This is a genomic window from Rathayibacter sp. AY1C2 (assembly GCF_002931195.1).
Lineage (GTDB): Bacteria > Actinomycetota > Actinomycetes > Actinomycetales > Microbacteriaceae > Rathayibacter.
The window spans coordinates 278,556-290,103 of record NZ_PSWG01000001.1 but is presented as its reverse complement, the minus strand read 5'-3'; the positions used below and the strand labels follow the sequence as shown (position 1 = coordinate 290,103).

Sequence of the window (11,548 nt, the reverse complement as noted above, 5' to 3'; positions counted from 1 at the left end):
CGTTAGAGGAGCAATGGACGCAGTCGTGGAGACCACCGCCGTCGAGCGGGACGGGGCGTCGCCGACGACCCTCTCGCGCAAGGTGAAGGCCTTCGTCGCTCTGACGAAGCCGCGCGTGATCGAGCTGCTCCTCGTGGTGACCGCTCCGACGATGATCCTGGCGCAGGGCGGGATCCCGAACCTGCTGCTGGTCCTCAACGTCCTGATCGGCGGCGCCCTGAGCGCCGGGTCCGCGGGCGCGTTCAACTGCTACTTCGACCGCGACATCGACCGGATCATGAACCGGACGAAGAACCGGCCGCTCGTGACCGGGGAGATCTCGGACCGGTCCGCGCTCGTCTTCGCGACCACGATCGGCGTCCTGTCGATCGTCTGGCTCGGCCTCACGGCCAACTGGCTCTCCGCGGGCCTCTCGCTCGCCGCGATCCTGATCTACGTCGTGTTCTACACGCTCTTCCTCAAGCGCCGGACGCCGCAGAACATCGTGTGGGGCGGCATCGCGGGCTGCATGCCGGTGCTGATCGGCTGGGCGGCGGTCACCGGCTCGCTCGACTGGGCCCCCGTCATCCTCTTCTCCGTCATCTTCCTCTGGACGCCGCCGCACTACTGGCCGCTGTCGATGAAGTACCGGGACGACTACCAGGCCGCCGGCGTGCCGATGCTGGCCGTCGTGCGCGGACGCACGATCGTCGGGCTCCAGGTCATCCTCTACGCCTGGGCCACCGTCGCCTGCTCGCTCCTGCTGATCCCCGTCGCCGGCATGGGGGTGCTCTACACGGTGGTCGCGCTCGGCAGCGGAGTCTGGTTCATCGCCGAGACGCACCGCCTCTACAGCCTCGCGATCCGTCACGAGCACGTCTCGCCGATGCGGGTGTTCCACGGGTCCATCGGATACCTCACCCTGCTCTTCCTCGCCGTCGGCATCGACCCGCTGCTGCCCTTCTGATGGTGACGCCGTTCTCCTTGCTCGCCGAGCGGGTGACCCTCGGTCCGCGCGCACTGCGCTGGGGGACCACCGCGGCGCTCGTCGCGAGCATCCTGATCATCTTCTTCGGGGGCGTCGTCCGGCTGACCGGCTCTGGCCTCGGCTGCCCCACCTGGCCGGCGTGCGAGCCGGGCTCGCTCACCTCGACCCCCGAGCTCGGGATCCACGGCTTCATCGAGTTCACGAACCGCGCGTTCACCGGCGTCCTCGTGGTCGCGGTGGGCTGGGCGATCACGGCCGCGCGCCTGCAGAAGCCGCGCGACCGCACCATGACCCGGCTCGCCTGGTCGCAGTTCTGGCTCGTCGTCGCGAACGCCCTCGCGGGCGGCGCGACCGTCCACTCGGGCCTCAACCCGTACATCGTGGCCGGGCACTTCGTTCTCGCCATCGCCCTCCTCACCACCACCGCACTGACGTGGCACCGCGCCCACCGCTCGCAGTCCGTGGCCTTCGAGCCGGACCGCGCGACGCGGGCGCTCAGCATCGGGCTCGTCGGCCTGACGCTCCTCGTGATCCTCGTGGGGACCCTCGTGACGGGAACCGGCCCGCACGCCGGCGACTCCGCGGAGGTGCCCCGCATGCAGTTCCACTGGGAGAGCGTGACCGTCGTGCACGGCGTGCTCGGCACAGCGGTGCTCGTCGTGGGCGCCGCGCTGCTCCTGCGCCTGTCGCGGGCGGCGGGCTCGGAGCTCGCCCGGCGGCGCGTGATCGCCTTCCTCGTGGTCGTCGTGCTGCAGGCGCTGGTCGGGGTCGTGCAGTCGCTCACCGCGCTGCCCGAGACGCTCGTCGCGGTGCACCTCCTCGGCTCGGCGCTCATCTGGGTCGGCGCGGTCCGCGTGCTGCTCGACGTGAACCCGAGGCTGTTCACCGTGCGCGCCCAGCGCCGGGACGCCGCCCAGGAGCTCCAGCCCGCCGCCTGACCGCGGGCTCCGGCTCGGCGGAGAGCAGGTGCCGCCGGAGGCGCAGGAGCACGCGGGGGAGCGTCCGCAGCGGGAGGTCGGCCGCGATCGCGCGGGCGAGAGGGCCGAACGCCCGCGCGGGTCCGGTCGGCAGGCCGGCGCCCACCAGTGCGGTCACGAGTCGTGCGGGGATCGGGGTCGATGCGTCGTTCGTCATGGCGGAACCGAATCACGGACCACCGACACCGGTATGGCCATGCGCGTCTGGATGCGCGTCACCGGTGCCCGGCCGACACCCAGGTGCGGAGGTTCCCCTGAACGGCGGACGCCGGTAGAATGAGAAGCTGGTCACGGTTCGACGCACCCTGCGCACGTGATCCGCACACGGCCCGATGGAGCGCCGACGCACACCTCCGGAATCCAGGGACGCACATCATCCGCTCCGCGCATCAGATCGATCGCGCGACCGGCCGGAGAGCACCCGCGGGCCACCCCCGGGGGAATGACTCCGGGACCCGACCGGTTAGCAGTGGGTAGGAAACGAGGTACACATGTCAGACATCCTGATCGACCGCCCCGAGCTCGAGAGCCTGGGCGTCTACGAGTTCGGCTGGTCCGACTCGGACTCCGCCGGAGCCTCCGCACGACGCGGCATCTCGCCCGAGGTCGTCTCCGACATCTCCGCGCTCAAGAACGAGCCCGCCTGGATGCGCGACCGCCGCATGAAGGCCCTGAAGCTCTTCGAGCGCAAGCCCATGCCGACGTGGGGCGCCGACCTGTCGGACATCGACTTCGACAACATCAAGTACTTCGTCCGCTCCACCGAGAAGCAGGCGCAGACCTGGGACGACCTCCCGGACGACATCAAGAACACGTACGAGAAGCTCGGCATCCCGGAGGCGGAGCGCCAGCGCCTCGTCGGCGGTGTCGCGGCCCAGTACGAGTCCGAGGTCGTCTACCACCAGATCCGCGAGGACCTGGAGGAGCAGGGCGTCATCTTCATGGACACCGACACGGCGCTGCGCGAGCACCCCGAGATCTTCGAGGAGTACTTCGGCACCGTCATCCCCGCGGGCGACAACAAGTTCGCGGCGCTGAACACCGCGGTCTGGTCCGGCGGCTCCTTCGTGTACGTCCCCAAGGGCGTCCACGTCGACATCCCGCTGCAGGCCTACTTCCGGATCAACACCGAGAACATGGGCCAGTTCGAGCGGACCCTGATCATCGCGGACGAGGACAGCTACGTCCACTACATCGAGGGCTGCACGGCTCCGATCTACAAGTCGGACTCGCTGCACTCGGCCGTGGTCGAGATCATCGTGAAGAAGAACGCCCGCGTGCGCTACACGACGATCCAGAACTGGTCGAACAACGTCTACAACCTCGTCACCAAGCGCGCGATCGCGCACGAGGGCGCGACGATGGAGTGGATCGACGGCAACATCGGCTCGAAGGTCACGATGAAGTACCCGTCGATCTTCCTGGTCGGCGAGCACGCGAAGGGCGAGACCCTCTCCGTCGCGTTCGCGGGCCCCGGCCAGCACCAGGACGCCGGCGCGAAGATGGTCCACATGGCGCCGTACACGCAGTCGTCGATCGTCTCGAAGTCGATCGCCCGCGGCGGCGGTCGCGCCGGATACCGCGGCGAGGTCCGGGTGGACGCGAACGCGCACCACTCGGCGAACACCGTGCGCTGCGACGCCCTCCTGGTCGACACCATCTCGCGCTCCGACACCTACCCGGCGATCGACATCCGTGTCGACGACGTGCAGCTCGGCCACGAGGCGACGGTGTCGAAGGTCAGCGAGGAGCAGCTCTTCTACCTGATGTCGCGCGGCCTGCCGGAGGACGAGGCGATGGCCATGATCGTCCGTGGCTTCATCGAGCCGATCGCGCGCGAGCTGCCCATGGAGTACGCCCTCGAGCTGAACAAGCTCATCGAGATGGGGATGGAGGGCAGCGTCGGTTGACGCCCGCCTCCCCCCTCGAAGGGGCGCCCGGACGGGGCGCCCCGCACCCATCGAAAGGAACCACCGCCAGATGACGGTCCCCACGAGCGCCGCGACCCCCGAGATCGACGGCGCGGCCGCCGCTGAGCGCCTGGGCGTCAGCGCCCACTCCGACGGGGCGTTCACGCCCGTGCAGACGCGCTCCGAGCGCTTCGCGTCGGCCGACGTCGAGGCCTTCGAGGCCGTCACCGGCCGCGAGATCGCCTGGAAGCTGACGCCCGTCGCCCGCCTCGGCGATCTCATCGACGGCGCGCTCGACGGCTCGCCCGCCCCGCTCGAGCACGCGGCGGTGGACGGTGTGGACGTCTCGTGGGTCGGCCGCGACGACCAGCGGATCGGCACCGCCGGCCTCCCCGAGGACCGCGCCGCCGCGAACGCCTGGTCGAGCTTCGAGAAGGCCCTCGCCGTCCGCGTGACGGGCGAGGACGAGAAGGTCGCCACCCTCGTCCGCTCGGGCCTCGGCTCCGCACCCCGCGCCGCGCACACGATCATCGAGGCGGCGCCCTACGCCCGCGCCGTCGTCGTGCTGCAGAACGAGGGGGAGGCCTCCCTCGCGGAGAACGTGGAGATCCTCGTCGGCGAGGGCGCGCAGCTCACCGTCGTCACCGTGCAGGAGTGGGCGGATGACGCCCGGCACCTGGCCAACCACTTCGTGCGGGTCGGACGCGACGCGAAGGTGAAGCACATCGTGGTCACCCTCGGCGGCTCCATCGTCCGGGTGAACCCCTCGGCGCACCTCGTCGAGCGCGGAGCGGACGGCGAACTCTTCGGCCTGTACTTCGCCGACGGCGGCCAGCACCTCGAGCAGCAGGTGTACGTCGACCACGACGCCCCCGACACCCGCAGCCGCGTGACCTACAAGGGCGCGCTGCAGGGCGAGGGCGCGCGCACCGTCTGGATCGGCGACGTCCTGATCCGCAACAGCGCCACCGGCACCGACAGCTATGAGCAGAACCGCAACCTGGTCCTCTCGGACGGCACGCGCGCCGACTCCATCCCGAACCTCGAGATCGAGACCGGTGACATCGCCGGAGCGGGGCACGCCTCGGCGACCGGCCGCTTCGACGACGAGCAGCTCTTCTACCTGCAGTCCCGCGGCATCCGTGAGGACGAGGCGCGACGCCTGGTCGTGCGCGGGTTCCTCAGCGAGATCGTGCAGCAGATCAAGGTCGCCGAGCTCGAGGACCGCCTGCAGCTCGCGATCGAGGCGGAGCTCGCCGGGAGCGCCGGCCAGACCGGCTCCTCCCGCGGAGCGGCGGTCAGCGCATGAGCAACGCCGCGATGATCTGCTCGGTCTCCGAGCTGATCCCCAACCAGGCCATGCGGGTCGAGGTCGACGGAGTCGCGATCGCGGTCGTGCAGGACTCCGCCGGCGAGATCCACGCCATCGGCGACACCTGCACCCACGGCGAGATCTCCCTCTCCGAGGGCTTCGTCGAGGGCGACAGCCTCGAGTGCTGGGCGCACGGCTCCCAGTTCTCCCTCCGCACCGGCACCCCCCTGAACCTCCCGGCCTACGAGCCGGTCCCCGTCTTCGTCGTCGAGATCATCGACGGCGACGTCTACATCGACCCGACCGTCACGAAGGAAGTCTGAATGTCCGTTCTCCAGATCAGCGATCTCCACGTCAGTGTCGAGACCGAGCAGGGGACCAAGCAGATCCTCCGCGGTGTCGATCTCACCATCAACCAGGGTGAGATCCACGCGATCATGGGCCCCAACGGGTCCGGCAAGTCCACCCTCGCGTACACGATCGCGGGACACCCGAAGTACCACGTCGACGGCGGCTCGATCACCCTCGACGGCGTCGAGGTCCTCGACATGTCCGTCGACGAGCGCGCCCGCGCGGGCCTCTTCCTCGCCATGCAGTACCCGGTCGAGATCCCCGGTGTGACCAACACCAACTTCCTCCGCACCGCCAAGACCGCGATCGCCGGCGAGGCGCCCGCGATCCGCACGTGGACGAAGGACGTCAAGTCGGCGATGGCGAACCTCCGCATGGACTCGTCCTTCGCGGCGCGCAACGTCAACGAGGGCTTCTCGGGAGGTGAGAAGAAGCGCAACGAGATCCTCCAGCTCGAGCTGCTCGCCCCGCAGTTCGCCGTCCTCGACGAGACCGACTCCGGCCTGGACGTCGACGCGCTCAAGATCGTGTCGGAGGGCGTCAACCGCGCCCACCAGAGCACCGGTCTCGGCGTGCTGCTGATCACGCACTACACGCGGATCCTGCGCTACATCCAGCCCGACTTCGTCCACGTCTTCGTCGCCGGCCGCGTCGCCGAGCAGGGCGGCAAGGAGCTCGCCACCCGGCTCGAGGACGAGGGCTACGACCGCTTCCTGACCTCGGCGACGGTCTGATCATGGCGGTCACCACTCTCGAGCCGAAGCTCTTCGACCAGGTCGAGGAGGCCCTCAAGGACGTGATGGATCCCGAGCTCGGGGTCAACGTGGTCGACCTGGGACTCATCTACGATCTGGGCTGGGACGACGAGAACGACGCCCTCGTCATCCACATGACCCTCACCTCGGCGGGCTGCCCGCTGACCGACGTGCTCGAGGAGCAGACCGCCGAGTCGCTCGACGGCATCGTCGAGGCGTTCCGGATCAACTGGGTCTGGATGCCGCCGTGGGGTCCCGACCGGATCACCGAGGACGGGCGCGACATGATGCGCGCACTCGGCTTCTCGATCTAGCCGCTGCACACCGACGCCGAAGGGCCGGGAGGAGTCGTCCTCCCGGCCCTTCGGCGTTCCTGTCGTCTTCAGCCTGTCGCAGTCCGTCGTGGAGTCGGAACGGCCGCGCGGGACGGCTCCGGAGTCCGGGGCCGTCGTCGCCCCCGCCGGTCGAGTCGGTGGAGGTGCCCACCGAGGTCGAGCAGGAGGACCGGGCGGCTCGACCTCTGCCGGACGCCCGAAGGGCCGGGAGGAATCGTCCTCCCGGCCCTTCGGCGTCCGTGCGACCGCTCAGCGCGAGCGGCGCGAGAGCATCGCCCAGGTGGTGGGGAGCAGCGCGGCGGCGACCAGCGCCTTGAGCGCGTCGCCGACCAGGAAGGGCACGAGTCCCGCGGAGAGGACGGAGCCGAGGTCGGCGGGCAGCCCCAGCGAGGCGAGGGCGGCGGCCAGCCAGGGCAGGCCGACGAGGTAGATGGTGGCGGTGCCGGCGAGGAAGGTCACCAGCGTGCCGAGGACGCGACGGTCCCACTGCCGCTGGGCGAGCCACCCGGTGACGATCGACGCGAGGACGAAGCCGACGATGTAGCCGCCGGTGGGACCCGCGAGGACCGCCCAGCCGTGCGAGCCCTCGGTGAAGACCGGGGCGCCGAGAGCGCCGACGAGCGCGTACACGAGCATGGAGAGCGCGCCGCGGAGTGCGCCGAGCGTCGTGCCGACCAGGAGGACCGCGAAGGTCTGGCCCGTGAAGGGGACCGGCCACATCGGGATGAACAGCTGCGCCATCGCTGCGGTGAGACCTGCACCCGCGAGCACCAGCAGGGCGTCGGTCGCGACGGAGCGGGTGACGAGCCGGTCGGCGAGGACCGGGCGCGGGAGGGCGGAAGAGGAAGGGGACATGGGTGATCTCCGAGAGTCCTGGTCGCCCGAGAGCGAGGAGCGAGCGCGTCCGCGGTGAGCGGACGTGGATCCGCCCCGCGGCTCAGGAAATATACTAGGGGGCTGCCGCATCGCGGCCCCTTGCCCCACTCCTCCCGAACCGAACGCCATTTCTTGGCGGGAACGGACAGCACTGTGCTCAGCGTGCACGACCTCGAACTCCGAGTCGGCGCCCGACTCCTGATGGAGAACGTCTCCTTCCGGGTGGGCGACGGCGACAAGGTCGGCCTCGTCGGCCGCAACGGGGCGGGGAAGACGACGCTGACCAAGGTCCTCGCGGGCGACCTCATCGCCTCGAAGGGCACGGTCGACCGCGGCGGCGAGATCGGCTACCTCCCTCAGGACCCGCGCTCCGGCGACCCGGAGGAGCTCGCGCGCACCCGCATCCTCGACGCCCGCGGGCTGGGGCAGCTGGTGCTCGGCATGCAGGAGGCGACGGTCGCGATGTCGAGCAGCGACACCTCCGTGAGCGAGGCCGGCATGAAGAAGTACGGCAACCTCACGGATCGCTTCCTCTCCCTGGGCGGATACGCGGCTGAGGCGGAGGCCGCGTCGATCGCGAGCAACCTCAACCTCCCCGACCGGATCCTCGACCAGCCGCTCAAGACGCTCTCCGGTGGCCAGCGGCGCCGCATCGAGCTCGCGCGCATCCTCTTCTCCGACGCGAGCACGCTGATCCTCGACGAGCCGACGAACCACCTCGACGCCGACTCCGTCGTCTGGCTCCGCGAGTTCCTCAAGAACTACCGCGGCGGCTTCATCGTGATCAGCCACGACATCGAGCTGGTCGGCGAGACCGTGAACCGCGTCTTCTACCTCGACGCCAACCGCCAGGTCATCGACGTCTACAACATGAACTGGAAGAACTACCAGCGCCAGCGCGCCGCCGACGAGGAGCGCCGCAAGAAGGAGCGGGTCAACGTCGAGAAGAAGGCCGGCGCCCTCCAGCTGCAGGCCGCGAAGTTCGGCGCGAAGGCCTCGAAGGCCGCAGCGGCGCACCAGATGGTCGCGCGTGCCGAGCGCATGCTCAGCGGGCTCGAGGAGGTCCGCGCGGTCGACCGCGTCGCGAAGCTCCGGTTCCCGACCCCGTCCGCCTGCGGTCGCACCCCTCTGCAGGCTCAGAACCTGTCGAAGAGCTACGGCTCGCTCGAGATCTTCACCGCCGTCGACCTCGCGATCGACCGCGGCTCCAAGGTCGTCATCCTGGGGCTCAACGGAGCGGGCAAGACGACGCTCCTGCGCATCCTGGGCGGTGTCGACCAGCCCGACACCGGAGTGATCGAGGCCGGGCACGGCCTCCGGATCGGCTACTACGCGCAGGAGCACGAGACGATCGACGTCAAGCGCTCGGTGCTCGAGAACATGGTCTCCTCCAGCCCGAACCTCACCGAGACCGAGGCCCGCCGGGTCCTGGGCTCGTTCCTGTTCACCGGCGACGACTCGCACAAGCCGGCCGGGGTCCTCTCCGGCGGGGAGAAGACCCGTCTCGCCCTGGCGATGATCGTGGTCTCGGGCGCGAACGTGCTCCTGCTCGACGAGCCCACCAACAACCTCGACCCCGCGAGCCGCGAGGAGATCCTCGACGCGCTCGCGCACTACGAGGGCGCGGTCGTCCTGGTCAGCCACGACGAGGGAGCCGTCGAGGCGCTGAACCCCGAGCGCGTCCTGATCATGCCGGAGGGCACCGAGGACCACTGGGCGGCCGACTACCTCGACCTGATCACGCTCGCCTAGCGGGCGTCGAGCAGCTCGTCCTCGACCTCGGAGTCGCTGCGGCCGCGGCGTCGGCGGCGCTCCTCGCGCCGCTCCTCGGCCGCGACGACCTCGGGGTCGTCGGCGTTGCGGATGCGGTACTCGTGGCGGATCGCCCAGCCGAGCCCGCCGAAGCCCATGACGGCGAACAGCACCCACTGGATGGCGTAGCTGATGTGCAGGCCCTCGTCGGCGACCGGCTTGATCGCGGCCAGCGGGGGAGCGTCGACCGGCGCCGGCGCCTCGGCGACCAGCAGGCCGTACGCCGAGGTCCGCAGGGGCTCGTCCAGCTGCGTCGACAGGTCGTCGAGCTGGATCGTGGCGATCTGGCCGGCCGGTGCGGAGCGTCCGTCGATCCGTCCCTCCGCGGGCTTCAGGCGGGCGACGACGGTCACCTCCCCCTCGGGCGGCGCGGGGATCGCGTCGGGGGAGTCCTGGGTCGAGCCGACGGGGACCCAGCCGCGGTCGACGACGAACACGCTGCCGTCGTCGAGCCGCAGCGGCGTCAGGATCTCGAAGCCGGGGTTGCCGTTGTAGGGCCGGTTGCGGACGAGGGTCTGCCCCTGCGTCTCGTAGACGCCGGTGACCTCGACCGGGCGGTACTCGAGCGCGTCGTCCCACGTGGAGTCGGCGGGGAGCAGCCCGTCGAGCGCCACCGGGTCGGCGGTCCAGTTCGCGGTGACCAGCCGGTTGGTCGAGGCGGCCTGGTCGAGCCGCGCGACCTGCCAGCGCGAGAGCAGCACGCAGGCGACGGCGAAGACGATCGCGAGAGCGAGGTAGCCGAACCAGCGTCGCGAGAAGACGAAGCGCCAGGAGGGACGGGGCGCGTCGCCGCTCATCGTTCCGCTCCGCGATCGACCGTGTAGAGCGGCTTCACCTCGAGCGGGAAGTCGCGGGCGAGGAGGAACTCGCGCAGGAACTCCAGGTGCTCGCCGCAGGCCAGCCAGGTCTTCCGACGGTCCTCCGCGTGGATCCTCGGGTTCCGCCACTCGATCGCGAACGTCGCCGTCCGCGGGCAGCCCGCTCGGGAGCAGGCGTGCGCGTCGGGGACCCGGCCGAGCGGGATCACGTCCGGTCTCCCCGCGGGTCGCCGCCCTCGGGGCCGGTCGGCGCCTCGGAGTCGGGGGCGGGGGGCGGCGGGACCGGCCGGGAGAGGACGATCGCACCCGGCCGCTCGACGTTGCCGCGCTCGCCCGCACTGCCGACGTTGGCCAGCACGACGGCGAAGTAGGGCAGGACCACGGCGCCGATGGCGAAGAACAGCAGCCACCAGCCGTGGGCGAAGAGCAGGCAGATGACGCAGAGCATCCTGATGCCCATGGCGACCGAGTACTTGATCGCGCGGGAGCGCCGCTCGGCGCTCGGCGACGGCGGTAGGGAGGTGAGTGTCTCGCGTGGTTTCACAGCCCTGCAAGCCTACGTCGCGGCGGGCGGGTGCAGGCCGGGAGGGCCTCATCCCGGAATCTGTTGCGCGACGCGCCTCTAGGATGTACGGGTCGCCCGGCGCCGCACGAGCGCCGGCAGGAGGGACACCATGACCACGCCGCGCACCGTCCTCGTCACCGGGGGCAACCGGGGGATCGGCTTCGCCATCGCCCAGGAGTTCGTGGCCGCCGGTCACCGGGTCGCCGTGACCGCGCGCTCGGGATCCGGTCCGGAGGGCTCTCTCACCGTCGTCGCGGACGTGACCGACGCCGCCTCCGTCGACGCCGCGTTCACGCAGGTCGAGGCGGAGCTGGGCCCGGTCGAGATCCTGGTGGCGAACGCGGGCATCACCCGCGACACCCTGCTGCTGCGCATGACGGAGGAGGACTTCACGTCCGTCGTCGACACGAACCTCACCGGGGCGTTCCGCGTCGTCAAGCGCGCATCGAAGGGGATGCTCAAGCAGCGCTTCGGTCGCGTCGTCCTCATCTCCAGCGTGGTCGGCCTCTACGGGTCGCCGGGCCAGATCAACTACTCCTCGTCGAAGGCCGCCCTCGTGGGCTTCGCCCGCTCGCTGACCCGCGAGCTCGGCGCCCGCAACATCACCGCCAACGTCGTCGCTCCCGGCTTCATCGAGACCGACATGACCGCGGAGCTCTCGCCGGAGCAGCAGGCGGAGTACCGGAAGAGCATCCCGCTCGCCCGCTACGGCACCGCTGCCGAGGTCGCGAAGGTCACGCGCTGGCTGGCCGGCGACGAGGCCGCGTACATCTCGGGTGCCGTGATCCCGGTCGACGGCGGCCTCGGGATGGGCCACTGACCGATAAGCCCTGGGCTTATATCCGACGGATATAAGCTCTAGGCTTATGC

Annotated in this window: 13 protein-coding genes; 9 read left to right on the top strand and 4 right to left on the bottom strand. The window is 70.4% G+C overall.

All coding sequences use genetic code 11. The features are described 5' to 3' along the window. Positions 1–13 precede the first annotated feature (13 nt). The 7 genes from C5C55_RS01340 (at position 14) to C5C55_RS01310 (ending at position 6,586) form a co-directional block, all read left to right on the top strand. Entirely contained in the window at positions 14–946 is a 933-nt protein-coding gene (locus C5C55_RS01340) for a heme o synthase (RefSeq protein WP_104232635.1), read from the top strand. Further along, positions 946–1,905, top strand: coding sequence for a heme A synthase (locus C5C55_RS01335; RefSeq protein WP_104232634.1), 960 nt, complete (start codon positions 946–948; stop codon positions 1,903–1,905). Before C5C55_RS01340 ends, C5C55_RS01335 begins: the two co-directional genes overlap by 1 nt. A gap of 530 nt (positions 1,906–2,435) precedes the next feature. Further along, on the top strand, positions 2,436–3,854 hold the full coding sequence (sufB, locus tag C5C55_RS01330; RefSeq protein ID WP_104221933.1) for a Fe-S cluster assembly protein SufB: 1,419 nt from the start codon (positions 2,436–2,438) through the stop codon (positions 3,852–3,854). A 70-nt stretch (positions 3,855–3,924) separates the two neighbouring features. Beyond that, complete coding sequence (gene sufD, locus C5C55_RS01325; RefSeq protein ID WP_104232633.1) at positions 3,925–5,163, top strand: Fe-S cluster assembly protein SufD; 1,239 nt, start codon at positions 3,925–3,927, stop codon at positions 5,161–5,163. After that, positions 5,160–5,489: a non-heme iron oxygenase ferredoxin subunit gene (locus C5C55_RS01320; RefSeq protein ID WP_077222834.1), complete on the top strand. Its 330-nt coding sequence runs from the start codon at positions 5,160–5,162 to the stop codon at positions 5,487–5,489. Before sufD ends, C5C55_RS01320 begins: the two co-directional genes overlap by 4 nt. Continuing rightward, a complete protein-coding gene (gene sufC / locus C5C55_RS01315; protein ID WP_104221937.1) occupies positions 5,490–6,251 on the top strand; it encodes a Fe-S cluster assembly ATPase SufC in 762 nt (253 codons plus the stop codon). A gap of 2 nt (positions 6,252–6,253) precedes the next feature. Further along, positions 6,254–6,586, top strand: coding sequence for a metal-sulfur cluster assembly factor (locus C5C55_RS01310; RefSeq protein WP_104221939.1), 333 nt, complete (start codon positions 6,254–6,256; stop codon positions 6,584–6,586). A 270-nt stretch (positions 6,587–6,856) separates the two neighbouring features. On the opposite strand, the gene C5C55_RS01305 is transcribed toward C5C55_RS01310, so the two are convergent. Continuing rightward, positions 6,857–7,462, bottom strand: coding sequence for a biotin transporter BioY (locus tag C5C55_RS01305; RefSeq protein WP_104232632.1), 606 nt, complete (start codon positions 7,460–7,462; stop codon positions 6,857–6,859). A 174-nt stretch (positions 7,463–7,636) separates the two neighbouring features. Between C5C55_RS01305 and C5C55_RS01300 the strand changes: the two genes are divergently transcribed. Next, entirely contained in the window at positions 7,637–9,235 is a 1,599-nt protein-coding gene (locus tag C5C55_RS01300; RefSeq protein ID WP_104221943.1) for an ABC-F family ATP-binding cassette domain-containing protein, read from the top strand. On the opposite strand, the gene C5C55_RS01295 is transcribed toward C5C55_RS01300, so the two are convergent. From C5C55_RS01295 to C5C55_RS01285, 3 genes are read right to left on the bottom strand one after another with little or no spacing between them, the layout of a single operon-like run. After that, positions 9,232–10,092, bottom strand: coding sequence for an SURF1 family protein (locus tag C5C55_RS01295; RefSeq protein WP_104232631.1), 861 nt, complete (start codon positions 10,090–10,092; stop codon positions 9,232–9,234). The genes C5C55_RS01300 and C5C55_RS01295 overlap by 4 nt on opposite strands. Beyond that, positions 10,089–10,322 (bottom strand): hypothetical protein, encoded by a 234-nt coding sequence (locus C5C55_RS01290; protein ID WP_104225286.1) that lies wholly within the window; start codon positions 10,320–10,322, stop codon positions 10,089–10,091. Before C5C55_RS01290 ends, C5C55_RS01295 begins: the two co-directional genes overlap by 4 nt. Then, on the bottom strand, positions 10,319–10,657 hold the full coding sequence (locus C5C55_RS01285) for a DUF3099 domain-containing protein (protein ID WP_104232630.1): 339 nt from the start codon (positions 10,655–10,657) through the stop codon (positions 10,319–10,321). Before C5C55_RS01285 ends, C5C55_RS01290 begins: the two co-directional genes overlap by 4 nt. 130 nt (positions 10,658–10,787) lie before the next feature. Between C5C55_RS01285 and C5C55_RS01280 the strand changes: the two genes are divergently transcribed. After that, positions 10,788–11,498 carry a beta-ketoacyl-ACP reductase gene (locus tag C5C55_RS01280; protein ID WP_104232629.1) on the top strand — a complete coding sequence of 237 codons (711 nt, stop codon included), beginning with the start codon at positions 10,788–10,790 and terminating at the stop codon, positions 11,496–11,498. Positions 11,499–11,548: the final 50 nt, after the last annotated feature.